This window comes from Pseudochryseolinea flava, from assembly GCF_003286915.1.
Classification (GTDB): domain Bacteria; phylum Bacteroidota; class Bacteroidia; order Cytophagales; family Cyclobacteriaceae; genus Ohtaekwangia; species Ohtaekwangia flava.
The window spans coordinates 156,861-183,849 of the sequence record NZ_QMFY01000005.1 but is presented as its reverse complement, the minus strand read 5'-3'; the positions used below and the strand labels follow the sequence as shown (position 1 = coordinate 183,849).

Genomic DNA, 26,989 nt, shown 5'->3' with positions numbered 1-26,989 from the left:
GTGTTTAAGTGTTATTTTTACCCTTTAAACCAAAACCAAACCAATGAAAAAAGTACTCCTCCTGATCTTCTGTTTGATCAGTGTTCACATGGTCTTCGCGCAGAAGGCCTACAAGATTAATTCACCAGACAAAAAAATAGTCGTTAATATTCAAACGGGTACCGATTTAAAATGGTCGGTAACGCACGATGGTCAATCTATCATCGAACCTTCTGTGATTGCCATGGACTTGAGCAAACATGGTATTGCAGGAAAAAATCCGAAAGTTACTGCGGCAAAGGAAACGATTGTAAACAGCACCATCGACGGGTTGAATTACAAAAAAGACAAGATCGTCGACGCCTATACACAGCTTGCATTATCATTTAAAGGAAATTATAAAATAGTATTCCGTGCGTATAACGATGGCGTTGCTTATCGTTTTGAAACGGCGATCAAAGATTCTATTACCGTTAATTCAGAAGAAGCCACTTTTGCTTTTTCGGATGACTACAAAGCTTACATTCCTTACGTAAACGATCCCCACAACAAAGACATTTACGAGACGTCGTTTGAAAACAACTACCAATACATCAACCTATCAAAGTTTGTAAAAGATACATTAGCTTTTGCGCCCATCTTGGTTGAACTGCCGAACAATAAAAAAGCTGCCATCACAGAATCAGATCTGGAAGATTACCCAGGCATGTTCTTGCAAGTAGCAGGCAATTCATTCAAAGGGAAATACGCACCGGTTCCGCTCACGGAGAAACAAGGCGGTCATAACAATCTTCAAGCGTATGTAATGAGTCGCGCAACGTACATCGCGAAAACGAAAGGTACGCGACCATTCCCCTGGCGCGTCGTTATTATTAGTTCACAAGACAAAGATCTTCTCAACAATGACATGGTGTATAAACTTGCTTCGCCTTCGCGTATCGCAGATGTATCGTGGATCAAACCTGGGAAGGTCGCATGGGATTGGTGGAATGATTGGAATATCAGCAATGTCAATTTCAAAGCGGGCATCAACACGAAGACATACAAATATTATATTGACTTCGCGGCAAAGTTTGGTATCGAAAACATTTTGCTCGATGAAGGTTGGGCAACCAGTGAAGACATCATGAAGATTGTTCCAGAAATAAATCTGCAAGAGATAATTGATTATGGAAAGCAAAAAAATGTTGGAGTATGGTTGTGGGGCGGATGGCTACCACTGGACAAGAAAACAGATCTAGCGTTGTCAACCTATTCGAAGATGGGAGTCAAAGGTTTTAAGATCGACTTCATGGATCGCGATGATCAGAAGATGGTAAACTTCTATTATCGATTCGCGAAGAAAGCTGCAGAGTATAAGCTGATGATTGATTATCATGGCGCTTACAAGCCAACAGGATTACAACGCACATATCCAAACGTGTTGAACTTTGAAGGCGTGCGTGGCCTTGAAAACACGAAGTGGTCGAATACTGATTTTCCTGGATACGATTGTTCTATTCCCTTCATTCGCATGCTGGCGGGTCCGATGGATTATACGCCAGGCGCGATGAAGAATGCAAGCAAAGAAAACTTCCGCGCTATTTTTTCTTCACCGATGAGTCAGGGTACACGTTGTCATCAGTTGGCGCTTTACATGATTTTAGAGTCTCCATTCGAAATGCTTGCCGATAATCCGACCAACTATATTAAAGAACCAGCGTGTACAAAATTCATCGCTGAGGTGCCTACAACATTTAGTGAGACCATTGCCTTAGATGGGAAAGTTTCTGAATATGCAGTGATCGCGCGTCGTAAGGATCAAACATGGTATGTTGGCGCAATTACGAATTGGACTCCACGCGAAGTGACGCTCGACTTCTCCTTCCTTGGTGAAGGAAATTTTGAAGTAGAGTTGTTCGCCGACGGTCTCAACGCCGACCGCGAGGGAACTGACTTTTCGCGAACGATTATGCCCGTTAAATCTTCCGACAAACTTACCTTCAAGCTTGCACCTGGCGGCGGCTTGGCTGCGCGCGTTGTGAAAAAATAATGAGCACGGGTTAAGACATCATCAATTTAAAACGGAGTTGTACAAACAGCTCCGTTTTTTTATGTACACAAAGCGAGAAAGGCCACTGTCGCATGGCATTCGATTTTTATACGCGACCATATGAAACGGTCTAGGAAAGTTGGAATCACCATCGTCGCAGTGCTTGCGGCAATTGTCGCTATTCGATTAGCATTACCGTACGTCATTCTTCATTATGCCAATAAGTCATTGGCAACAATGGATGGATATTATGGGCACATTCGCGATATCGACCTCGCCATCATCCGCGGCGCATACAAAATCGACAGCGTATATCTAAATAAAGTCGACAGCGTAACAGGCAAACAAACTCCTTTTTTCGCTGCTTCGCTTGTGGACCTTTCTGTTGAATGGAACGCGCTTTTTCACGGATCGATCGTTGGTGAAGTGGTTTTCCAGGACCCACTCATTCGTTTTACAAAAGACAAAGTTGAACCTAAAGACGTCAGGAAAGATTCTGCACAGTTTGATAAAATCGCTGATGATTTCATGCCGCTTTCCATTAACAGAATGGAAATTCGTAACGGCAACATTCAATATCTCGATCAGCATACGAAACCGAAAGTGGATATTCAAATGACGGATGTTTATTTCACGGCTACCAATCTTAGAAACAGTTACGATTCATCAGCACTACTACCATCAACGGTAAAGGGTCGTGGGTCGATTTACGACGGGACGTTCAACTTAAACATGAAGCTTAATCCACTTGCCGAAAAACCGACTTTTGATTTAAATGCAGAAATTAAGAACACCAACCTCGTGAAGCTGAATGATTTTTTTCAAGCCTATGCAAAGGTTGATGTTAACAAAGGAACATTCGGATTGTATACAGAGATCGCGTCAAAGCAAGGGCGATTTGAAGGCTACGTAAAACCATTGTTGAAAGATGTCGACATCTTGGGTAAAGAAGATCGCGACGATAATGCGTTTCGTAAACTATGGGAAGCGATTGCTGGTGGTGTTTCCGAAATTTTTGAAAATCAACCTAAAGATCAGGTTGCCACAAAAATTCCATTCCGAGGAAATGTAGAAAATCCCAAAGCGAATATTTGGTATGCAATTTCCGAAGTGTTACAAAATGCGTTTATACGTGCTATTCAGCCATCGCTAGACAACGAAATTAATATTGCGGCTATTCCTGCGCCTGGTGAAAAAGAAAAAGAGAAGGAATCGTTCTTGGGAAAAGTATTCGGCAAGAAGGATGACGAAAAAAAGAAAGCTCGTGAGAATGCGCGACAAGAGCGTAAAGAGAAACGGCGCGAAAGGCGAAGAGCGCGAGAAGAGGATGACAAGCATTCGTGATGCGTTTGATTTCGCTACGAGAAACGCTATCTTCCTCGAATGAAATACATTTTGTTGCTGTGCTTATCTTTTTTGTTCCATGCGAGTGCAATGCTCGCACAAGGACCGACGATAAAAACTTCTAATGGTATTGTTGAGGGTATAAATGAAGAAGAAATTTCCATCTTCAAAGGAATACCCTTTGCAGCGCCACCAACCGGAAAGCTCCGTTGGAAAGCGCCACAGCCTGTCAAAAATTGGTCAGGTATTCTGAAATGTAATTCGTTTCGTGCGAGCGCGATGCAGCAAACGCCGAAGCCATATCAAATGTGGACGGAAGAATTTATCCCACCCGTAACGCCAATCAGCGAAGATTGTCTTTACCTAAATGTGTGGACGCCCGCAAAATCCGCTGCAGAAAAATTACCAGTGATTGTTTGGATTCATGGTGGAGGCTTTGTGGTCGGGTCGGGATCATGCCCGATATACGATGGTTTATCGCTTGCAAAAAAGAAAGTTATCTTCGTAACAATCAACTATCGCCTCGGCGTGTTCGGATTTCTAGCCCATTCAGAGTTAACAACAGAATCAGGAAAAAACACCTCAGGCAACTACGGGATACTGGATCAAATTGCATCGTTAAAATGGGTAAAGAAAAACATCGAAGCTTTCGGCGGCGATCCCAATAATGTCACCATCGCAGGACAATCGGCGGGCTCTATGAGTGTGCAAGCATTGATTCTGTCGCCCCTAGCACGCGGCCTTTTTCAAAAAGCCATTTCACAAAGCGGAGGTTTCTCAACGGATATGGCATCGCGCCAGTTGAATGCTGTGTCTTCACGTGGCGAAAAACTTTTGAAAGCACTCAATGTAAAAACCTTAAGCGCGCTTCGCGATAAGTCTGCCGCTGAGATCATGAAGGCAAGTGAGCACTTTCCATTTTTTCCGGTGTATGATGGGTATGTATTACCTACTGATCCAGTAGCCCATATCCAACAAAAGAAACACAACGACGTATCATTTATCAGTGGCTGGGCCACCGGTGATGCTTGGATCGTTGGTAAGAAAACAATGACGATCAAAGAATTCAAAGAGGAAGCGCATTTCACGTTTGGCAATCACGCCAACGATTTTCTAAAAGCATTTCCTGCCACGAATCAGGAAGAAGTGACGCAGTCAGTACTTGCATTTTCCATTTGTAAGTTCGCGGTACTTCCAACGCATCTGATCGCGGAGGCGACAAAGAAAAAAGCATATGTCTACCAATTCTCTTTTGTTCCAACCGACAAACCCAACTTCCCAAACTATGGGGCGTTCCATTCCGCCGATATTCCGTACGCACTTCATAACCTTCGTCAATGGAATCGACCTTGGCAAACGCGCGATAAAAAGTTAGAGGAACTGATGTCGAATTATTGGGTAAACTTCGCGCGCACTGGCAACCCCAACGGAAATGGACTTCCCACTTGGAAAAGTTATGATACCAATGAAAACAACATCCTTGAATTCAATGATGCTGTCACCTCCAAAGTTGCGTTTTATAGATCAGAGGTCGCATTCTTAAAGCAAATGCTCACGCAATAGGGCAAACACACGCCGTAATCAGGCCGGTATATTTTTATTCTTTGAGGTTATTTCATTATCTTCCTTTAACCTTAAGCCTGTGAGCATCCAACTCGGACAATGGACGATCGATAAACTTACCCTTAATCGGGTCCTCGACTTCTTGCCCTATCCGTTCCTGATCAGCGAACGTCGCGAGAACACCATTCACAACATCTTTGTTAATAAAAAATTCGTAGAAGAAATTGGTTACAACATCGAAGAGATGGAAACCATTCATGATTGGTTTCGCGTGGCGTACCCTGATCCTGAATATCGGCGAAAAATATTCGAAGAATGGAAGCAACTAGTCGAAACAGCGACTGAAAAAGATCAATCCATTTACATTCGAGCGCTCATTCAAACAAAGAAACACGGCAAGAAATGGTATGAAGTGAAATCATCATTTTCAGAGAATATCCGTCTCGTTGCTTTTGTTAGTATTCACGATGAAATGTTGAAAGAAGAAGAACTTCTTCGAATCAACGAAAACAAAAACAGAACACTTGCCATTCTAAGCCATGATCTCCGTGGCCCAATCACAAATCTCCATGCATTATCGCAACTCGCTCTAAATAAACATCTCACGCAAGAAGAATTTTTAGCGACCGTTCAGAATGTTCAGGAGAAGACATTCCAAGTGTTGGAATTTCTTGACACCACACTCCATTGGACGAGGACTAATTTTGACAACATCACACTTTGTTTCGACCCGATTGACTTGCATGCAGTCATTCATAAAATCCTTCGGGTATACGAAAATTCTTACAGCTTGAAAAATCTGAAAGTATCAACAAACCTAGCAGACTACCCTCCCATCGCGAGTGACCATGAGATTGTTGTGATCGTGCTTCGAAACCTTATCTCCAATGCTATCAAATTCACCCCTGATGGCGGCACGATGGTTGTCCACACCGGCACAGAGAATGGTCAAGCATTTTTAGCAGTCGAAGATACCGGTATGGGAATGAGTGAGCTCGTGATCAACAAGATTTTTTCTGAAGAACTGCAATCACAAAATGGCACAAGGCAAGAGAAGGGATTAGGTATTGGGCTTCGATTGTGCGGTGAACTGTTGAAAAAAATTGGTGCTGCAATTTCTATGAAAAGCGAGATCGGAAAAGGAACGTGCGCTAAAATTCTCTTCCCTAAAAAGAAATGAAAAGGTCCATCGGAAAAATATTCCATGGACCTTTCAATGTACTTTCAATGCGCCTACGCCGAAAGCTCCAACTTAATTTTATCCGGTGTTTCAAATTGTGCTTCCTCTGTTGAATTTTTCATTGCTGTCGTAGAAGCTGAACCAGCCGTGACCACTTCTTGAACTTTATCAAAGTATCCTGTCCCGACAAAAGCCTGGTGTCGAACTGCTTTAAAACCATGCTCATCTTGCAAAGAAAACTCGCGCTGTTGCAACTCAGAATAACCGAGCATACCCTTCTCTGTATAAGCAAGGGCCAGTTCAAACATACTGGTATTCAATGAGTGAAAACCTGCCAACGTTATAAATTGAAATTTGTAACCAAGCGCGGCAAGTGATTCTCTGAAATGCAACATCTCATCAGGTGAAAGTTTCGCTGCCCAGTTAAATGAAGGTGAGCAATTGTACGCTAACAATTTACCTGGAAACTTTTCATGGATAGCCTCAGCAAATCGTTTCGCTTGCACAAGATCAGGATAGGACGTTTCACACCAAATAAGATCAGCGTAAGGCGCGTACGACAAACCTCTACTGATGGCCTGTTCTATTCCATTCCGCACATGATAAAATCCTTCCACTGTTCGTTGACCATAAATGAAAGGTTTGTCACGGTCATCGATATCACTCGTAATTAGCGTAGCGGCATCGGCATCTGTTCTTGCAATAATCAAAGTTGGCACATCGAGGACGTCGGCAGCAAGTCGCGCGGCAACAAGTTTATCGATTGCTTCACGCGTTGGCACCAATACCTTTCCGCCCATGTGTCCACATTTCTTTGCCGATGAAAGTTGATCTTCAAAGTGAACTGCGGCGGCACCAGCGTCAATCATCATTTTCATGAGCTCGAACGCATTTAAGTTTCCACCAAAGCCCGCTTCAGCATCGGCGATGATCGGCGCCATCCAATGAACGTTACCGTCCTGATGTAACGTCTGCAATTGATCGGCACGAATCAACGCATTATTGATTCTCCTCACAACGCCTGGGACGCTATCCGCTGGATATAAACTTTGATCAGGATACATTTGTCCTGAATGATTTGCATCGGCCGCAACTTGCCAACCGCTCAGGTAGATTGCTTTTAATCCCGCTTGCACTTGTTGTACAGCCTGGTTTCCGGTAAGCGCACCCAACGCCGACACGTAATGTTCTTCGTTCAACAAGTTCCACAATCGTCGCGCTCCGAGTGTTGCCAATGTATAGTCGATCTTCACCGATCCACGAAGGCGCGTAACTTGTTCTTGTGTATAAGGTCGTATGATATTTTTCCAACGACTGTTGTTCATCGATTCAATATTATTCATGATGCATTTGCGTTAGATGATGTAAGGATAAGCTTGTGTCGTTAAGAAGTCTTCAAATGACTTTCCGAGTACTAGACGATCGAGAATGTGTTTCGCCGTTGCTAACCGATCAATTTCATGGCGTGCAGCAAGGAAAGATTTCACGATCGTTTGATATTCCTCTTTACAAATTTGTAAGTACAGATCGGACGTAATTTGCCGCCCGTCTTGAAGTGACGCTTTGTGGTTGATCCATTGCCAAAGCTGTGCGCGCGAAATCTCCGCCGTCGCAGCATCTTCCATTAAATTATAGAGAGCAGCAGCACCAGTGCCACGCAGCCACGACTCTATGTAAAGCAAACTTATGTTGATGTTCGTTCTGAATCCCGCTTCTGTAATCGTTGCTTGCAACGACGACACCTTGAGTAAATCTTCTGGCACAAATTGGTGTGGCCTCACAACCTCTTTCTGATTCTTACGATCTCCCAAATGGCTATCAAATATTTCCATAGCAACATCAACCAATTTTGGATGTGCTACCCACGTGCCATCATAACCTTGTGATGCTTCTCGTTCTTTGTCGGTGCGCACCTTCTCGAAAGCCACGGCGTTTATATTTTCGTCCTTACTGGGAATGAATGCCGACATACCGCCGATGGCATGCGTACCTCTGCGGTGACAAACATTGACGAGTTGTTGCGCATATGCTTTCATGAAGGGAACATCCATCGTGATGGTCGATCGATCTGGCGTGATGTATTGCGGAAAAGCATGAAACTTTTTAACAATGCTGAAGATATAATCCCATCGTCCGGCATTCAAACCGGCAATGTGCTCTTGCAACTCATAAATTATCTCCTCCATTTCAAACGCCGCCGTAATGGTTTCGATCAACACAGTAGCTTTGATGGTACCATGTTTAATGCTTAACATCTGTTCCGCATGAGCGAATACATTGTCCCATAAACGCGCTTCGAGATGACTTTCCATCTTTGGAAGATAGTAGAACGGCCCTTCTTGATTGGCGGCAAGAATGTGCGCGTTGTGAAAAAAGAAAATTCCAAAATCGACGAGCGACGCCGAAGCAGGTTCACCATCGATAATGATATGCGCTTCGTCGAGGTGCCATCCACGTGGACGTACCTTCAAGACGGCAACATTATTTTTCAAGCGATATGATTTGCCATCCGCAGAAACAAAATCGATTTGTTTTCTCACGGCATCGTAAAGATTGCATTGGCCTTCTGCAATATTTTCCCATGTTGGAGACGTAGAATCTTCGAAGTCAGCCATAAACACCTTTGCACCGGAATTGAGCGCGTTGACAATCATCTTTCGGTCAACAGGTCCAGTGATTTCTACGCGGCGATCTTGGAGACATGCAGGCACAGGATCAGCCTTCCAATCCGCATCACGAAAAGGCGATGCTTCGTGAACAGTTTCTAAAAACTGACCGGCGTTGATTTTCTGTTGGCGTTGTTTGCGAGCTTCCAAAAGTTCTAGCCTTCTGGAATTAAATAAGCGATGTAGTTCAGTGATGAACGCCAAAGCTTCAGCGGAGAACACTACTTCATAGCCGGGCTTCAATGGGGCAATTAGCTGATAATTTACGGCTTGGGCGGGTTTGGTTAGCGTTTGTTCCATACGTCTGGGTTTTTCTAAGGGATGTACAAACGTGTAAAAGCGGCGAAATAAAATCAAGCGAATTTTCGCTGATAGTAGATTTTCGCTAAATTCAACATCCTCGCGAAATCGCCATTAACCCGTTACAAATGAATAGAATAGGTTTTTATCACGCCGAACCTGTCGGTCCGCGAGAAAAATAAATTTTCATTCGCTGCGCAGCGAACAGCACTTTTAACCCTCGACCCATGGAAGCTTCTAAAAAATCGTCGCCACTGGTTAGCGAAGGACATGCGAGAATCATCCTCGGAATGAAACTTCGTCAGCTGCGCACTGCGCGCGGGCTGTCATTAATGCAACTCGGTGAGATGACCGGCATATCGGTTTCTTATCTGAATGAAATCGAGAAAGGAAAAAAATTTCCGAAAGCCGATAAGATCTCCGTGCTCGCGAGTAAACTCGATGTGAGTTATGACTACCTCGTATCACTGAAGATGAACAAACAATGGGCACCAATTTCTGAAATACTTCAATCCAGAATTCTGAAAGAACTTCCGCTGGATCTTTTTGGGATTGATAAAACACAATTGATTTTACTCTTGTCGCAAGCACCCGTAAAACTCAATGCGTTTTTGAATACGATCATTGAGATCAGTCGTAATCACGGTATGCGCGTCGAGCACTTTTATTTTTCCGCGCTTCGCTCTTATCTTGAAATGCAGGACAGCTATTTCGAAGACATAGAAACTTCTGTAGACCAATTTTCGAAGGACAATAATTTTAACCCGGATGAAAAAATTGATATTGGTAAGTTGATCGCGGTGCTCGAAGAAAAATACCATTACCATGTAGAAGAAGATGGATTATCCAGTCAGCCAGAGTTACAAGATCTTCGTTCGGTTGTGCTACTTGGAAAAAAACCACGGCTCTTGCTGAATAAGAATCTCAATCCAACACAAAAAGCATTCATACTAGGAAGAGAGATAGGATTTCAGTTTATGAACATTACGGAACGATCGAACACGACGTCATACGTTGAAGTTCATTCCTTCGAACAAGTGCTGAATAATTACAAGGGATCATACTTTTCTTGTTCGCTGTTATTGAACCGCCAGAAACTTGTTCATTGGCTGCAACAATTTCTACAACGCCCGAAATTTGATGGTGCTGAAATTATTCGCGCGATGGACGCATACGGTGTATCGCCTGAAATTTTCACCCATAGGCTTACAAATCTGCTACCGCGATTCTTCGGTATTCAAGAACTTTTCTTTCTTCGATTTAGCAACGAAATGGAGACGGATCATTTCGAGTTAGTAAAAGAAATGCACCTCGCGGGTCTGCATAATCCACACGCGAACATGATGCAAGAACATTACTGTCGACGCTGGGTATCGATCAACATACTTCGCGATCTTTCCAAGCAAATAAAAAGTGGAACGTATGATAAACCCCTTTGTCTCGCCCAACGCTCGCGTTATTTCGGCAATGAAAAGGAGTATCTCATCATGAGTTTCGCGAAACCATCGATGCACGGATCGACCATTAACAACAGTGTAACGGTTGGGCTATTGCTCACCAACCAACTCAAGAAAAAAGTTGCTTTCTGGAATGATCCTGCAATTCCGATTCGTATGGTTGGCGAAACGTGTGAGCGTTGTCCTGCTGCAGATTGTCGGGAACGGGTCGCCGCGCCGCGCATCTTGCAGCAAGATCAACGCATTGCCGTGATGAAGACAGCGCTGGAATCGCTCTCCGACAAATAGCACAAACTTATTTACCGTACGTATTAATAGCCGTACGTGTTAATAGCCAACAGCACTTCGTACGTCAACGCGAATAAAATCATTGACCAGCTGATTAAATTCCGCTGGCTGTTCCACCATCGGCACGTGCCCGCAATGCTTGATAAATTTCAGCGACGCATGTGATAAAATGTCATAACTATGAAGCGCATGTTCTGGTGGCGTGAGTTTATCATCAAGCCCCCACACTAATAACGTTGGTGTTCTGTTATGTTGTAGCTGATTCGACAAATCGATGCGCTGCGATGCCCGTAAAAGTGCACCAACAGCAAGCCGTCGCGGAATATTCTGCAGCGTATTGTAAACGCTGTCCACCAACGCCATGGGTACCTGGCGAGGATCAAAGAAAGCTTCCTTTACTAGGCTAGAGACATGTCGCTTGTCGGCAAGCTCAAGGAATGATGGCTCTGGTCGCGGCGCTGCTTTTGCAGCACTATTCATTCCGGAAAGAACAAGTCGACGAACATTTAACGGATTGAAATGATTATACAGCAGGGCAACTTGGGCACCAACACCGTGCGCAACAATGGTTACGTCGGTAAGCCCTCGCCAATAAATAAAATCATGCAGTATTTTCGAGAAGTACTTCAAGCTTAAGTACTCAAACGGCACGTCGTAATATGGCATCAAGGGAATAATAACACGGTGCTCTACCTTTAGAAAATCGATGGAAGATTTCCAAAAATCAGCATGTGTAAAGATGCCGCCAACGAGCACTACTGTCGAACCATTTCCTTCATCAACAAAACGATGTCCGTTGAAATTCTGCGTTGTCATAGCACGGATATTTCTGTAAGTGACCTCACATCATGTGATTTTTTTTCCGAGTAAGAATCTACAATTCGTGCTTGCAGATACCTGACTTTGTCTTGAAGTTTTCCATTGTACGTTCGCGATGCTTCTAGATCTCGTTTTAGTCTTTGAAAAGAAGCTTCTTTTCGTTCGAGTTTATGGCGCAATGTGTTGATCAGATAAATCAAATCGTCATTATTCCATTGCTTGAGATCCGACTGTGATAATTCTAATTGATTGATCGACATAATTATTGAGTTACGATTGTTTTAATAAATGCAAGTACATGATGATTCCCGTCGGGCGTTACGGAACACCCGCGGGAATCGATCTCACTTTTACAGGTTGAGATTGAAAGGGCTTTTTTGAATTCAGAAAGTTTTTGAATACTAGCAGAGATAATCTGCAAGATGAGGCGGCAAGGCTTTTAGCATGATCTATATTTTTAGGTTAATGAGTTTTCAACACAACTGGTGGGCCCATGCTGACGATGCAAACATAGCGATAAAATTTACATTAGCAATAAATCCTATAGATTTAGTATAGTTTAAATTATTTAGGCTGATTATCAGTTCGTTTAAATGAAAAAGCCGATCTCATCGGACCGGCTTTCGTGTTTTTTTTGAGGGTAATTATATACCAAGTTCTACCTGGAAAATTCCAGACCAAAAATCCCATACATAGTCATCTGTTCTGATATCGGTACGATTACTATAGATAACATTTGCTTGGATTTTGAGGCGGTGACCATTCAAGTATTTGGTTACGCCGAACTCACTTTGTTCTACGATTACGTTGGTATCGCGTGAGCCGTAAGCAGAATTGAACGGTGTAGTCTTCGACCAACGTGCTGCAACTTCCCAATTATTTTTAAAGAGATAGCTGCCCTGCGTTAGATATCCTCTGCCCACATATACAAATCGATTTCGTCCTGTCGCATCGGTGGTAATGGGTGTATCGTCGTGTTGAATTCCACGCATCATGTATTCGCCATAAAATGCCCAGCCATTGTATTTGAACAAGATATCGGTTTCGAAAGATTTAAGATTAACAGGCCCGTAAGTGTCGTTTCCCAACGTACCGGCTACACGTTCAGCACGATCGTTTAAGTGATAGGTGGCTGCGATGGATAATTTTGGTTTTGGTTCACGTTCCAGATCTCCTTCCTGGTAGTCATTCGTGCCTGTAAATTTTCCAAAGGGTAAAATTTCAACACGTCCCGAATAGGCGAGTCCATTATAATTACTTCTGTTTGAATTGCGTCCTTCACCCGAAGTAACAGCGCCAAGCAAGTTAAAGTGGCTCGCCGCATACCGTGCAAAAAAACCAAAATCACGATCGATGTTCAGCGTTGCATTCACGATGGATCTATCAGCAAATTGTTGATCTCCGGAAGACACAACGCGTTGCCGGTTACCAGGTAACTTTGTTTGGCCTAATCCGAAACGCCAGTGCTTCGTTGGGCTGTAGTAGACAATTGCATCGCGTACAATGTTGGGACTATTGTTGATCGCCGCGTTGTCTGTTCCCGACCAGTCCATGTCACCACGCGACATCGACAACTGTATGTAGTAGGTCAGTTTCGGATTGTAAACGAAGCCTTCAAATTTGAAACGAAGTCGGCGAACACGCATTTCAAACGTAGAGTCCGACAAGTCCGTACCTGATTTCGAAACAAATGCTGCGCGATTTTGCATTCGAAATTGGAAGTTAAGCGAGAATGTGCTGTCTGCTGTAACAAAGCCGACGCCTTTACCTTTCTTGACAAAGGTTGTAATCGCTGGTTTTTTTTCTTGAGCTGTTGCCGAGAGTGTAATCAGCGCTAATACTGTCGACAAGAAATAAAAACGTAGTGTGTTATTCATAGTGTTCAGGTGTAGTCCGTTCCTTTAATTTCGGCAAAAGAAGTAATAAAATCTTAACGTTAACGTAACGTTTAGTTAACTTAACATAAACATAATAAGTTAACACAAACTTAACACTGGGTGTCTGTTAGAGCAGCATAGGGCCTGCTACCTTTGCAGAAATTTTTGAAACACCCAATAGCAATGAAACTACATTTCAGGTCCTATTTACTTATCGCCTTTACGCTGTTTTTATTGAATTCATGCGGTTCTAAGCAGGCTTCAGAGCAAACCGCAACGTCAGCAATCGCTGGCGAAATTAAAATTGATGGTTCTAGCACAGTATATCCTATCACCGAAGCAGTAGCAGAGGAATTTAGAACAGAGCAACCGAATGTAAAAGTAACGGTTGGAATTTCTGGCACAGGTGGCGGTTTTAAAAAATTTGGCCGTGGCGAAATCGACATCAATGATGCTTCGCGTCCTATCAAGGAAAAAGAAGATTCCGTATGCGCAGCAAACAATATCAAACACATTCAATTGAAAGTTGCGTTCGATGGTCTTGTGGTTGTCGTCAATAAAGAGAATTCTTTTATCGATCACTTCACCGTTGAAGAATTAAAAAAAATCTGGGAACCCGGTGCACAAGGAAAAATCACTAAATGGAATCAAATTCGTTCGTCATGGCCAAATGAAGAATTCCATCTTTACGGACCTGGCACTGCTTCTGGAACATATGATTACTTCACTGAAGCCATCGTTGGAAAAAGTGGCTCAAGTCGCAGTGACTACACAGCCAGTGAAGACGACAACGTGTTGGTGCAAGGTATAACCGGCGATAAAAATGGTATTGGCTTCTTTGGTCTCGCCTATTACGAAGAAAATAAAGACAAACTAAAACTCGTCGGTGTCGATAATGGCAAAGGCTCAGTGATGCCTTCCATCGAAACGGTAAAGAACGGAACATACGCTCCACTTGCACGCCCTGTATTTATTTATGTCTCCGATGCTGCTGTTAAAAAATCCGGTGTCAGCGAGTTTATCGCATTCTATTTAAACAACGCAACAACGCTTGTTCCAGAAGTAGGATACATTCCGTTGAATAACGAAGAATACCAAAACGAGCTTGCTAAGTTTAAAAGCTTTACAACGCCACAATAAACAACGTATTCCTGTCTTTCAACTTCGCCATACATTATAAACACTTTCATGCTTTGAAAAGATCAGGAGAAGTTATCATTGAAAAAGTATTAGCGCTGAGTGGGATCATCACCATTCTCACGACGCTCGGAATTATCTGGGTTTTGATTTCAGAATCTGCCGGATTTTTTGCCGACATCCCACTCACCGACTTTCTCTTCGACACGGAATGGACTCCCCTCTTCGCAGAAAAACATTATGGGATTCTTCCACTATTGTCGGGAACATTCCTCACGACATTGATTGCCATCTCCACCGCGCTTCCCATGGGAATTATTATCGCGGTGTACTTGAGTGAATATGCTGATAAGCGCTTTCGCAGAACGGTAAAACCCATGCTGGAGATCTTGGCTGCCGTTCCAACAGTCGTTTATGGTTTCTTTGCGTTGACTGTCGTTACACCGTTTCTTCAACAATTCATTCCTTCATTGGGGAGCTTCAACGCACTGTCTGCTGGATTGGTGATGGGTATCATGATCATTCCGGTGATTTCGTCACTGAGTGAAGATGCGCTCTACGCCGTACCAAAATCGCTTCGCGAAGCCTCTTATGGTATGGGCGCCACGAAATTTCAGACGTCGTTTAAAGTTGTTGTACCGGCTGCATCGTCTGGAATTTTGGTGTCGGTCATTCTCGGTATTGCGCGTGCCATTGGTGAAACCATGGTCGTTGCAATCGCCGCAGGTCAACAACCTAATTTGACATTAGATCCACGTCAGACGGTTGAAACAATCACGGCTTACATTGTACAAGTAAGCTTGGGCGACGTGCAACACGGATCACTTGAATACAAAACTGTATTCGCTGCCGGAATCACTTTGTTTGTCTTCACCTTCCTATTGAACAACGTAAGTTTCTGGATCAAGAAAAAATATCAAGAGAAGTATGAATAAGATTCAGCGTAATCGATTAGTTGATAGTGGATTTAAGTACGTCGGAATTTTCTGTACTTTCTTCGGTATCGTGATGCTGCTGATTTTCATCGGTAACATTCTTGCCGATGGGTTATCGCGCATTGATTGGGACTTCCTAACGAATTTGCCGTCTCGACGCGCGGCGAAAGCGGGTATACTTACCGCTTGGACGGGGACCGCATGGATACTTGGACTCACGGCCATAATTTCAATACCCCTCGGCGTTGCTGCAGGAATTTATCTTCAAGAGTATGGCAAGAAAAACAGGCTGGCCTACATCATTGAATTAAATATTGCAAACCTAGCGGGTGTCCCCTCAATCATCTACGGATTGCTTGGCTTGGAAATATTTGTTCGTGTACTTCACTTTGGTGGAAGTTTATTGGCTGGCGCATTCACGCTTGCGTTGTTGATTCTGCCCATCATTATTGTTGCTACACGAGAAGCATTAAAGGCCGTTCCGAATTCATTGCGTGAGGCATCGTATGGAATGGGTGCTACAAAATGGCAAACGATATGGGATCAAATTCTACCCGCAGCATCGGGAGGAATTCTTACGGGTATTATTCTTGCCTTATCACGTGCTGTTGGAGAAACAGCGCCGCTCATTGTTATCGGTGCATTGGCTTATGTTCCCTTTGTGCCTACAACACCAATGGATGAATTTACGGTTCTTCCTATTCAAATTTTTAATTGGGTATCACGACCGCAAGCCGATTTCCTGGTGAACGGTGCCGCTGCCATTATTATCCTGCTGATTTTAACCTTTATCATGAATGGTGTCGCTGTATACCTTCGTAACAAATGGCAAAAGAAAATCAGCTGGTAGTATTAAACCAAGTTTATGAAACACATAGAGGCGAAAAATGTAAATGTCTATTATGGTGAGAACCATGTATTGAAAGACATTGACCTCACGATAAAAGAGAATACAGTAACAGCATTTATCGGACCTTCGGGCTGTGGAAAATCTACTTTCCTCAGAACGTTGAACCGCATGAATGACTATATCGACACTTTCCGTAAGAAGGGAAAGATTTTTATCGAGGGGAAAGACATCTACGACAAGAAAGTTCGCGTTGAAGAACTTCGACGTAAAGTGGGGATGGTATTTCAGAAACCTAATCCTTTTCCAAAATCCATTTTCGAAAATGTCGCGTACGGACTAAAGATCCACGGCATCAGCAACAAGATGGAGATCAACGAAACTGTCGAAAAATCCTTGAAGCAAGCTGCGCTGTGGAATGAAGTTAAAGATAAGCTCGACAAGCCCGCACTTTCATTGTCAGGAGGACAGCAACAAAGGCTTTGTATTGCGCGTACGCTAGCTGTAAAACCTTCCATTATTTTGATGGATGAACCGGCTTCTGCGCTCGACCCTATCTCTACGGCTAAAATCGAAGAACTTATTCAAGAGTTAAAAGAAAAATATACGATTGTAATCGTTACACACAACATGCAACAAGCGGCGCGCATCAGCGATCGTACTGCATTCTTCTACATGGGAGAGCTTGTGGAATATGATAAGACATCTGTCTTATTCACGAACCCGAGTAATAAACAAACTGAAAACTACATCACCGGGCGATTCGGTTGATAACCTTAAAACGAAATTGTATGCCAGCAATAGAACCAGAATTACAAGCGCTAAAAGATAATCTTCTCGACATGTTGTCATTGGTAAGAAACCAGATGATAAAATGTAAAGAAGCTATTCGCGACAACGACACTTCGCTCGCAGAAGAAGTAATTGAAGATGAGCGTCGCGTCAATATTCAAGAGCTCGCCATCGATCGCGATTGCGAAAATATCCTCGCGCTCTTCACACCCGTTGCCACTGACTTAAGGCTCGTGCTTGCAACCCTTAAAATCACAAACGATCTTGAACGCATTGGTGACAACGCCAAAAGCCTCGCTAAATTTCTCGTGAACAACAACGACGAAATCGAACGTCAATGGTTGAAGGCTTATCATCTGGAAGACATGCTTGACATTGTGGTCGAGATGTTGAAAGACATGGGTGAAGCACTTCGTACAGAAGACACCAAGCTTGCTAAGAAGACCACCAAGAAAGACGAACAGCTAAACGAGTTCAATAAGAAAGCATTTAAGACCGCTGCTGAACTGATCAAACAATATCCTGATCACTCAAAAAATCTCTTGACGTTATTTTTAGTGGCACGTAATCTCGAACGCGCTGGTGACCTCACAAAAAACATTGCCGAAGAACTTGTGTTTCACATTGAAGCAAAAGTTGTAAAGCACAAGAAGGATCAGAAATAGAAAAAGCGATGAAATATTTCGCAGTGATAACGGATAACAGTTAACAGATAACAGATGACAGTTAACCGATAACAGATAACCACGACGAGTTACCCTTGTTCCGCGACCATCTTCATCCACTTTTTACGCTGGCGTGAGTGGAAGGTATTCCAGATTTGATTGCTACGTTCTTCAAGAAATTCATCCACCTTGAGTTTCATCGCAGTATGATTGGCCGTTGCTTTTTGTTGTGCTACGTCCATGAGCTTTTGATAGTAGGCGTAGTTGATCTCACGAATCTTCACGTACTGATCGTCGCTCAATTTTAGTTGGTCCTTCCAGAAAAGGGGATCGTACTTAATGATAATCTTCTCGTCATTCAGTTGTGCGTACCCTGACAAAGATACCATACACATGAGCACGACAAAATAGAAAGACTTCAAACTCATAGAGACACCATTTGATAGTTAAAACGCAGCAATGACTAAAAAATTTTCCAAAGATAGCGAATCACGACAAACTTACTAAATCATAACGACCAGTCCCTCAATTATGTAGACCATCGTGCACCGTGGATCGCAGCCTAATGACTGTTAATCGATCGTAAAAAATTGGGCCTAATTTTGTTATCGACAGAATAGAAATAACTTTCGCACGAAGAAAAATGCATTACCGTATGAATAAATCGATTGTTCTCATTTTCTGTATGACGATTATCGTCACCTTTTCGCAGGCACAAATCAGTCTTAAAAAGCTAAAGAAAGCTGTAACGGGGGAATCTGTTTCCACAGAAGAAGTAGCCGCTGGCTTGAAAGAAGCGTTGACAAACGGCGTTTCGAAAGGATCGGACCTGGTATCAGCCCTCGACGGATACTACAAAAACCCAGAGATAAAAATCCCTTTTCCGCCAGAAGTAAAACAAGTGGAAACGAAGCTTCGACAAGTTGGTATGGGCAGCGAAGTTGATAAGTTTATCTTGGCACTTAACCGAGGTGCAGAAGACGCGGCGAAAGAGGCCAAGCCGATCTTTGTTTCAGCCATTAAGCAAATGACTATTCAAGACGCGTGGTCGATACTTCGTGGTGAGAAAGATGCCGCAACGCAGTACCTCAAAAAGACAACGACAGCACAACTGACCGAAAAATTTAAACCAATCATCAAACAATCACTCGAAAAAACGAACGCCACAAAATATTACAGCGATTTGGTTAATGCCTATAACAAGCTTCCTTTCGTTCAAAAAGTAAATCCGAATCTCGATGACTATGCTACGCAGAAGGGAATTGACGGACTATTTGTGATGATCGCAAAAGAAGAAAAAGTTATTCGCGAAGATCCCGCCGCCAGAACATCAGATCTTCTGAAGAAAGTATTCTCTCAAAAATAAACACACTTGTATGTCGTGGCCGATGGTTGTGTTGGCCACGACAGCCACAAGGCTCCCCGCGTAACGCTCCTCTCCCTTATCTCAATAGGTACATTAGCGGCTAATTCATAGGACGTGTAATTGATACACTGTGCTAAAATTGCGTGTAAAAAAATTCCTCAATCTGCTGGCATTTCTTTTGGACAATCGATTGAGATGAATGTACTTTTGATCAAACCAAAGACCCGACCATGAAAATGCTCTCCCTCTCAGTGGCATTGTTATCGTGCTGCGCCATTGCACATGCCCAAAAAATCAACGAAGCTGACGTTCCAAAAAATGTTCGTATAGCTTTTTCTAAGTCCTATCCATACGAAAAGAATGTCGTCTGGGAAAAAGATAACGGTTTATATGAAGCAAGCTTCGGACGAAATCGCGCACAATCTGTCGTTCTTCGCTATGATGGATCAATTGAAGAGGTCGCGACCAACATCGACCAACACGAGCTTCCGAAAGCCGTACGCGATGTTCTATCAAAGGGTTATACGGGGTACACCGTCGTTGAAGCGAACAAGATTCAAACTAACGGAAATACATCATACGAAGCTGCCGTTTCTAAGGGGCAAGCTAGTTACGATCTAATTTTTGATAGTACAGGAAAGCTTCTCAAGAAAGTGGATAAGCGCGCGCACCACAACGACGATTATTAGTCGTGTGTGATTCGCAACAGCGCGTCAATCACTTTTTGTAAGTCATCTTTCAATGACAATTCTTTAAGTTGGCCATCACGGTCGAATTTCGATCGTATAAAAGGTACCAAGAGCATGGCATCATCTGAAAGCCTGGCATTGATAGCCGTCAAAATCAATTTCATTGCAGCATGACAATGTTCTCCTTGCGAGGAAGCTGTTATCAAAGCCACTGGCTTCTGTACAAATTCGCCGGAGGAAACCGTCCAATCCAACGCGTTCTTTAACGAGCCCGGTACACCAAATGCGTATTCCGGTGTGCATATTACGATGGCGTCTGCTCCTCTCAGTAACACTCTAAAGTCATCCACTTCTTTATAGTCATTGTCATTGTCGTCGAAGTGCGGTAGGTATCCGACACGATTATAAATTTGAAAGTCGACGTCACCAGGTAGTAACGTCGAAAAAATCTCCAACAATTTATAACTTGACGATGTTGACCGCAGACTTCCTGGAATCGCCACAATTTTTAAATGCTTCTGCTTACTCATGTTGATCTGCAAACGTTGTTTTAATGATAAAGGTTAGGCGCTCCAGTATTTGTTAATCAAACTCGTAACGAGTTGTACTTTCAAAAAAAGGGCACGTTCCGTTAAACGAAGACGTTATTGGAATATGATTTTCGACATTATTTTTACGCCTTAGTTTTTTATTTGATATGATACGACTTCACGTTTTAGCGCTCTCCCTTTTTGTTTCTATTTCGGCTGCAGGCCAAGTGATTACACAAATCGAAAATTATACGGCCAGAAATTACGCTTCACTAGCATCGCTTTATCAAAAGCTACATCAATTTCCCGAGCTGTCGTTGCAAGAAAAAAAGACATCGGCAATCATGGCGCAAGAGCTGAAGCAACTTGGCTTTGAAGTAATCGAAAACATCGGCGGTTATAGCCTTGCTGGTGTGTTCGTGAATGGCGATGGTCCTACCGTGCTCATAAGAACAGATATGGATGCACTCCCGCTAAAAGAAACAACGGGGTTGCCATACGCAAGCCAAGAACATGGTATAAATGCCGCCGGACAAGATGTTTCGATCATGCATGCTTGTGGTCACGACATTCACATGACGGTCTTTATAGGAACAGCCAGAGCACTGGTGGCACATAAAAAAAATTGGCACGGTACGCTGGTGATGGTTGCGCAAGCCTCCGAGGAAAATGGGATGGGCGCTGCACAAATGTTCAAGGGTGGATTGTATGAAAAAATTCCAACACCCGATTATGCACTCGCGCTTCATGACAATGCTACATTGGCTGCTGGAAAAATTGGCTATAACACTGGCGCATTTATGGCAAGTGTGGATATGATGGACATAACGGTTTTTGGTAAAGGTGGACACGGCGCGGCACCACATACCACCGTAGATCCTATTGTACTGAGCGCTCAAATGATCATGGCATTTCAAACCATTGTCAGTCGCGAGATTAATCCACTAGAACCTGCTGTGATTACGGTAGGTTCAATACATGGTGGGACTGTTCATAACATCATCCCTGATCAAGTAAAAATGCAACTTACATTACGGTCGTACTCATCTGCCGTTCGCGAACAAATTCTGACGGCGATCAAGAAAAAATCACATCACTTGGCTGCACTTGCAGGTGTACCCGAAGATAAAATGCCTGCCATCTCCATTGTAGAGCCCACCATTCCCGCCACCATAAACGACAAGGCGCTCACAACCTCGATCGTGAATGTTTTTCAGCAGACTTTTGGAACGGAACTAGTCGAAGAAATTTCGTCAAGCATGGTAGGTGAAGATTTCAGTCGCTTTGCATTACAAGGAAAAGATGTTCCTATCTGTATGTTTTGGCTTGGGGCAGCAGACCCCGAAGAAGTAAAGAGATCAAAAGAAAATGGAACTATACTTCCACAGCTTCACACCGCTAATTTTAAACCGCTTGTCGAGCCAACAATTAAAACTGGTGTAAAAGCGATGTGTGCGGCTGTGCTTCACATTTTCAAAGAAGATCCAAAAGAAAAACATAAATAAAAAAACCAGGATCGCTCCTGGTTTTTCCCAAACTTCCCTTGTTACACTACAATGGGTGATGTTCGTAATAATCATTTTTTAATAATCCTAAACACATGATGGTGTGTTGTACCTTTCAAACGAACAAGATGTAGTCCTGATGAAACACCATTCATGTCTAGTGTGATGTCTTTCTTGTCAAGCATCGACTCCACCTGCAGACTTCTTCCCATACCATCAATCACCTCAACAAGTTCATAGGAACCATCTGTCTTGATGTGAAGTTTATCCGTCACTTCATTCGGATAATATTCTACAGTCTGCGCTTCGGCTACTTCACCCAACGACTCAATACGCATGCGTGCATTCGATCCACTCAACACCAAGCTTCCAAATCCCGCCGTGCTCGCATAGTTGTTAACGCTGCCATTCCATACCGCCTGATGTTCACGCGAACCTCCATTGTCATCATCATCATAACCAATATCAAAGCCTATCGTCGTGCCCGCAGCTGGGGAAGAGATGCCCAGCTGAGACCAAGGAATCGCCATCTCGATACTGTAGCCTCCGGCGATTGATGACCACGCATGTTGTAAACCTGAGATACCAACCTTAGTGAACACCGTGCTCTTGTTATAATTCTTGATGATCTGATTGTCTTGACCATCATAGCTACCTAGCTTATTATTGTTCGCATCGATGTAAATCTCTACTGCGTCATCTTCCCAAGGATCCGATGAGTCACTAAATAAATTCGCATCCAGTACGCGAGCGCCAATGTAAAGATTCGTGTTGTCCCAAAGCACGCCAAAGCTTGCCGTATTGTTCGGTGAGCCTACGGTTGCTTTCGAAAAAACTTTGGTAACATCCCAGCCTGTCTCGTTCAAATTTCCATTCACCGTAACAGATCCTGGTGAGCGATAACATGTGATCGTGCCATTCGGATCGCTGCCCCCTGCTGTGATTGTTATCTTGTTAACATTGAAGTTCGCGTTATCAAAATACAAACGCATAACTTGTGTCCCCGTACTTAGTTGAACACCTGTCTTGATAACACTCGACCATGTCTGCCAAGAGCCAGTCGCGCTCGTTGTCAGCAACCCCGTTTTATCAACACCGTTGAACTCTATATGAAAACTTCCGCCTGACAATGTCGAAGCTGTACGAACATCAATCGTATACGTCCCACTCGTCGCTACACTAACTGTATACTCAAGCCATTCGCCAGTGCTTGTCCAACCAACGTTAAGACCTCCTTCTGAACATGTTTCTGTATCGACACCAAGTGTTGTTCTTCCTTGATTACCACTATTGGTTACATCGCTGTCGTTAAACGCTACACCTTGGCCGCCGTTGTCAAAGTTCTCTGCTTCGATCGTTCCAGGAATACCCCATGCTGTCGGACCTGGATAAGGAGTTTGTGGCGATGGTGAGCTCGTTATTGTGACCGAAGATGTCGCGGTCTTATTGCCATCTTGTGTCGTTACCGTAATCACCGACGTACCTGCTGCATTCGCAGTGACTAGACCACTCGCGTTGACCGTCGCGTTGGCATTACTCGAAGACCATGAAACTGTTTTGTTTGTTGCATTCGACGGAGAAACCGTAGCCGTGAACTGAACAGTTTGACCAACGGTAAGGCTAGACGTTGTCGGCGTTACACTGACACTCGATACTGGCACACTCACTGCTGTCACCGTGATATTACTTGTCGAAGTTTTGCCACCATCTTGCGTAGTGACCGTGATCACTGCGGAGCCATTCGAAACCCCGCTTACTACACCCGTATTGCTCACAGATGCCACTGACGAATTACTTGAACTCCAAGAAACGGTTTGGTTCGTCGCATTTGACGGAGAGACCGTCGCTGTAAGTTGCAATGTGCTGCCTACTCCAACACTTCCTGTCGATGGCGTAACGGTTACGCCCGTCACAAGGACCGGCGGTTGACTTGAACATGTAGTCAAGTAAACACTGCCAAACAAACTTGGATCTGACCAACCCATACTGGTTGATGCGAATGACGCTACTTGTGAATCGCGCGTACCACCATTGTCGTCATCATCAACGGAGATGTCAAAACCGATCTGCTTACCTACTGCTGCGGTCACTCCGATCGTGGACCAAGGAATACGCGCTTCAAGATTATAACCTCCCGTTACGTTCTGCATCGCGAACACTATGCCCGTTGTATTTGTCACTGAGTTTCCCCCAACGCTTACACTGGTGCTATTGTAACGGAAGCCTAATTGAAAATCATTGACATGATCATAGCTTGTTCCTTTACTATTATCGCCGTCGATAAAAACTTCGACCACATCGTCTTCCCACCAAGATGTTCCCGAGTCGTTGAACTTGTTATTGTCTTTTACTTCTACTAGTACATACAAGTTGGTTGCATCGTACATTGCACGCCAACGACTTCCCGAAAAATCTGAGGGCATAGAACCTAACGTGACTTTACTCAGTGTGCCCGCCGGTACATTGTTCCAAACAGCATCTATCGTTTGATCTATCGACGGTGCACTTGATGTAAACCCAATCGCTGGTGAGGTACAAGGTGGGTTCTCGTTGTCGGATATTGATATCGTTGCTGATGTGTTGCCGCCTAAGCTATAACCTGTACCGGCCTGAATTGTTAATATCACAGACTCGGGCCCTTCGAAAGCGCTGTCATCTACAGGCGTGATGGTGACTGTTGCAGAAGGTGCTGATGGTGTCAACGTTACTGATCCGCTGAGCGCCGGACCGTAGTCACCGGAAGATGCTGTGCCACTTAATGTGTAAGGGACAGTGATGTTCGATGACGTCGCGGAGGTACTGATGACGAACGTGCCGACGTTTCCACCTTCGCCAGCAGTAGCGTCCGTTGCCGTGATGTTCACAGCAGGTGTAACTGACACTGAACACGTTCTCGTAAAATTACCATCCGCAGATGTCGCTGTAATCGTAGCTGTTCCCACAGCAACGCCTGTTATGGTTGCCAATCCTGTTCCCGTTCCCGCCACTGTTGCAACACTGCTATTCGACGAAGTCCAGTTGATAGTTTTGTTTGATGCATTACTAGGCGTATATGCAATTGTAAGTTGTGCTGTTTTCCCTTCCGCTATGTTCACCGTTGTTGGCGAAAGCGTAATGCCAGTGAGACCTACGTTTCCCGGAATGATATTCACAATGTAAGACTGATTGTGTTTTTTCAATTCACCAGACTCAAGACGATTGAAACTGATGCCCGTGAAAGTAACGTCACCGTTGGCTTGTGTCAAAATTCCAAAACCGCCCCAATCATCCATGTTGGGTTGATCCGTGTAATAGTCAACGCCAGTGCCATCAATTTTCGTATTGTTAAATGTTAAGTTCGTTGTCGATCCATAAATTTGCACCGCATGCCGTTGCGAGTTAATGATTTGTGTGTTGTTGAACTCCATATCAAAAACGCCTTGCGGTGTAAAGAATTCAATTGCACCACGTTTTTGATCCCACAGATCTTTCGATGTACCACAGCTCACGATGTAGTTATCCGTAAGAACAATTTTTGGTTTACCCGCTTCGAACTTATAGCCTGAAAAATCATTTGTAAAACGAATTGCAGATCCTCCGACACCATCGCGAATTATGTTACGATAGACTTGGTGTCCCCATCCACCAAAGATGGCGATACCACCGGCCCTCCAAGTATTCTCAATGGTATTGTATCTGAAAATGTTATTTGTTTCAACCGGCGCGTTCAAGGCATTGTTCGGCCACATGGCTAAACCATCATCTCCGCTGTTACGAATGCTGCTGTACTCCACGACAGAATTGTTTGTTCCTTGACAGAAGTTCACACCGTCGGCATAGTTGTTTCTAATGCGAGCACGTGTAATAATCAAATCTGTTGTTACATCGATCGGATATGGAGGATCATATCCTGCAATCCAAAATCCGCATTCAAAATGTTCTATCCATACATCGTGAATTCGTGAACCGGTTCCATAAGTACCCATAAATCCTTTATAGATTTTGTAGGGCTCGCCATGTACGTTTGAATATTTTGGATTTGTTTCGCCATAGTGAAAACGATCGTTGTTAGCGGTGTTCAAAGAAAAATCTGAGATCTCCACATTGGAAGCACGTGCAAGAATACCCCCCGTAAATTGAAGATCTGTCGAAAAGAAAATTTCAGTATGCCAAATGCCTGCACCTTGAAACTTTAAATTGTTGTAGTTGAAATCTAACCGATCGCTGAGTAGAAATCTTCCCGCAGGAATGTATACATTTTTGCCTTGCGCTTTTGCTGCATTGAGACAGCTATAAAAAGCGGCAAGGTCATCATTATTATCACTACCATTTGCGCCATAGTCCACCACGGAAAGTGAGTTTGGCGGTGCGCCCAACGGAGTGGGTACTGGTTCAAGTTCAAGAAAGTCTACACCATACGTAAACGCATCGCCATTATCTTTCACCACACGAACTGTTTTTCCTGCCGGCACGGCATTATCTAATTTAAAGTGAACCTCATCGAAACGCATGAAAGTTTTTCCACCGGGTGTTTGAATAGGTTCGTGTTGTCCTGACGGAAAGTATTGATACGCCCAGCGCGAGGTCAGGTTGATCGTTTTTACTTTCACGCCATCAACGAAAAGTGAAAGAGATCCTGTGTTACCAGTACCCGTTGCGTTGTCGGGCATGGTGAAGCGTAAGTTCACACCTTGAAACGATGCCGTTGCAGTCCACTCAACATAAGCTCCGTTTGAACCGAGGCTAACATATTTTTGATTTGTTGCTTCCGATGCAATCAATTCTTGATCGTATGTTGGTGCTGATTGCAATGACGCACCACCACCTGCCGTGCCATTCTCGGATTCATATCGCGTGTATGGCAATTGTGCCCCGCGAGGAATACCATCGGTTTGTCCGAATAGTAATGATTGGTTGATCATCACGACGAGCAGTGTGAGCAAACATGCCCGGGCTCGTGTCAGGAGATCTTGCTCCCGAAAAAAATCAATAAGTAAAGTTGCGCTTTTCATAAGCATCTGGGTTTGGGTTTAGGATTT

At 43.8% G+C, this 26,989-nt stretch carries 21 protein-coding genes; 13 read left to right on the top strand and 8 right to left on the bottom strand.

Features of this window, described 5'->3' with window-relative positions; all coding sequences use genetic code 11:
• Positions 1-43 precede the first annotated feature (43 nt).
• From DQQ10_RS11970 to DQQ10_RS11955, 4 genes are all read left to right on the top strand, one after another.
• Complete coding sequence (locus DQQ10_RS11970; RefSeq protein WP_112747109.1) at positions 44-2,011, top strand: glycoside hydrolase family 97 protein; 1,968 nt, start codon at positions 44-46, stop codon at positions 2,009-2,011.
• A gap of 120 nt (positions 2,012-2,131) precedes the next feature.
• Positions 2,132-3,355, top strand: coding sequence for a DUF748 domain-containing protein (locus DQQ10_RS11965; RefSeq protein ID WP_112747108.1), 1,224 nt, complete (start codon positions 2,132-2,134; stop codon positions 3,353-3,355).
• Between the two features lie 39 nt (positions 3,356-3,394).
• Positions 3,395-4,918 (top strand): carboxylesterase/lipase family protein, encoded by a 1,524-nt coding sequence (locus DQQ10_RS11960; RefSeq protein WP_112747107.1) that lies wholly within the window; start codon positions 3,395-3,397, stop codon positions 4,916-4,918.
• Between the two features lie 79 nt (positions 4,919-4,997).
• Entirely contained in the window at positions 4,998-6,098 is a 1,101-nt protein-coding gene (locus DQQ10_RS11955) for a sensor histidine kinase (protein ID WP_112747106.1), read from the top strand.
• Positions 6,099-6,151: 53 nt separating this feature from the next.
• On the opposite strand, the gene aceA is transcribed toward DQQ10_RS11955, so the two are convergent.
• Both aceA and aceB read right to left on the bottom strand, forming a co-directional pair.
• Positions 6,152-7,441 (bottom strand): isocitrate lyase, encoded by a 1,290-nt coding sequence (gene aceA / locus DQQ10_RS11950; RefSeq protein ID WP_112747105.1) that lies wholly within the window; start codon positions 7,439-7,441, stop codon positions 6,152-6,154.
• A 12-nt stretch (positions 7,442-7,453) separates the two neighbouring features.
• On the bottom strand, positions 7,454-9,064 hold the full coding sequence (aceB, locus tag DQQ10_RS11945) for a malate synthase A (protein ID WP_112747104.1): 1,611 nt from the start codon (positions 9,062-9,064) through the stop codon (positions 7,454-7,456).
• Between the two features lie 227 nt (positions 9,065-9,291).
• On the opposite strand from aceB, the gene DQQ10_RS11940 reads away from it, so the two are divergent.
• Positions 9,292-10,809 (top strand): helix-turn-helix domain-containing protein, encoded by a 1,518-nt coding sequence (locus DQQ10_RS11940; RefSeq protein WP_112747103.1) that lies wholly within the window; start codon positions 9,292-9,294, stop codon positions 10,807-10,809.
• A gap of 39 nt (positions 10,810-10,848) precedes the next feature.
• Here DQQ10_RS11940 and DQQ10_RS11935 read toward each other — a convergent pair whose 3' ends face one another.
• The 3 genes from DQQ10_RS11935 to DQQ10_RS11925 form a co-directional block, all read right to left on the bottom strand.
• Positions 10,849-11,625, bottom strand: coding sequence for an alpha/beta fold hydrolase (locus DQQ10_RS11935; protein ID WP_112747102.1), 777 nt, complete (start codon positions 11,623-11,625; stop codon positions 10,849-10,851).
• On the bottom strand, positions 11,622-11,888 hold the full coding sequence (locus tag DQQ10_RS11930; protein WP_112747101.1) for a hypothetical protein: 267 nt from the start codon (positions 11,886-11,888) through the stop codon (positions 11,622-11,624). Before DQQ10_RS11930 ends, DQQ10_RS11935 begins: the two co-directional genes overlap by 4 nt.
• Positions 11,889-12,272: 384 nt before the next feature.
• Positions 12,273-13,505 carry a porin gene (locus DQQ10_RS11925; protein ID WP_112747100.1) on the bottom strand — a complete coding sequence of 411 codons (1,233 nt, stop codon included), beginning with the start codon at positions 13,503-13,505 and terminating at the stop codon, positions 12,273-12,275.
• A 183-nt stretch (positions 13,506-13,688) separates the two neighbouring features.
• Between DQQ10_RS11925 and DQQ10_RS11920 the strand changes: the two genes are divergently transcribed.
• From DQQ10_RS11920 to phoU, 5 genes are read left to right on the top strand one after another with little or no spacing between them, the layout of a single operon-like run.
• Positions 13,689-14,645: a PstS family phosphate ABC transporter substrate-binding protein gene (locus DQQ10_RS11920; protein ID WP_112747099.1), complete on the top strand. Its 957-nt coding sequence runs from the start codon at positions 13,689-13,691 to the stop codon at positions 14,643-14,645.
• Positions 14,646-14,698: 53 nt separating this feature from the next.
• A complete protein-coding gene (gene pstC / locus DQQ10_RS11915) occupies positions 14,699-15,577 on the top strand; it encodes a phosphate ABC transporter permease subunit PstC (RefSeq protein ID WP_112747098.1) in 879 nt (292 codons plus the stop codon).
• The gene (gene pstA / locus DQQ10_RS11910; protein WP_112747097.1) at positions 15,570-16,427 is read left to right on the top strand and encodes a phosphate ABC transporter permease PstA; all 858 of its coding nucleotides are present in this window, start codon (positions 15,570-15,572) and stop codon (positions 16,425-16,427) included. The genes pstC and pstA overlap by 8 nt, the downstream gene beginning before the upstream one ends.
• Before the next feature lie 15 nt (positions 16,428-16,442).
• Complete coding sequence (gene pstB / locus DQQ10_RS11905) at positions 16,443-17,195, top strand: phosphate ABC transporter ATP-binding protein PstB (protein WP_112747096.1); 753 nt, start codon at positions 16,443-16,445, stop codon at positions 17,193-17,195.
• Positions 17,196-17,215: 20 nt separating this feature from the next.
• Positions 17,216-17,881, top strand: a complete 666-nt coding sequence (gene phoU / locus DQQ10_RS11900) for a phosphate signaling complex protein PhoU (protein WP_112747095.1) — start codon at positions 17,216-17,218, stop codon at positions 17,879-17,881.
• Positions 17,882-17,970: 89 nt separating this feature from the next.
• On the opposite strand, the gene DQQ10_RS11895 is transcribed toward phoU, so the two are convergent.
• Positions 17,971-18,309 (bottom strand): hypothetical protein, encoded by a 339-nt coding sequence (locus DQQ10_RS11895; RefSeq protein ID WP_133259627.1) that lies wholly within the window; start codon positions 18,307-18,309, stop codon positions 17,971-17,973.
• Positions 18,310-18,536: 227 nt separating this feature from the next.
• Here DQQ10_RS11895 and DQQ10_RS11890 point away from each other — a divergent pair, with 227 nt between their 5' ends.
• Positions 18,537-19,247: a DUF4197 domain-containing protein gene (locus DQQ10_RS11890; protein WP_245970384.1), complete on the top strand. Its 711-nt coding sequence runs from the start codon at positions 18,537-18,539 to the stop codon at positions 19,245-19,247.
• A 230-nt stretch (positions 19,248-19,477) separates the two neighbouring features.
• A complete protein-coding gene (locus tag DQQ10_RS11885; protein ID WP_112747092.1) occupies positions 19,478-19,936 on the top strand; it encodes a PepSY-like domain-containing protein in 459 nt (152 codons plus the stop codon).
• Here the strand turns inward: DQQ10_RS11885 and DQQ10_RS11880 are convergent.
• Positions 19,933-20,466 carry an NADPH-dependent FMN reductase gene (locus tag DQQ10_RS11880; RefSeq protein ID WP_112747091.1) on the bottom strand — a complete coding sequence of 178 codons (534 nt, stop codon included), beginning with the start codon at positions 20,464-20,466 and terminating at the stop codon, positions 19,933-19,935. The genes DQQ10_RS11885 and DQQ10_RS11880 overlap by 4 nt on opposite strands.
• Before the next feature lie 167 nt (positions 20,467-20,633).
• Between DQQ10_RS11880 and DQQ10_RS11875 the strand changes: the two genes are divergently transcribed.
• Complete coding sequence (locus tag DQQ10_RS11875) at positions 20,634-21,971, top strand: amidohydrolase (protein ID WP_112747090.1); 1,338 nt, start codon at positions 20,634-20,636, stop codon at positions 21,969-21,971.
• A gap of 71 nt (positions 21,972-22,042) precedes the next feature.
• Here the strand turns inward: DQQ10_RS11875 and DQQ10_RS28100 are convergent, their stop codons facing one another.
• A complete protein-coding gene (locus DQQ10_RS28100) occupies positions 22,043-26,962 on the bottom strand; it encodes a sugar-binding protein (RefSeq protein ID WP_221409718.1) in 4,920 nt (1,639 codons plus the stop codon).
• Between the last annotated feature and the right edge of the window lie 27 nt (positions 26,963-26,989).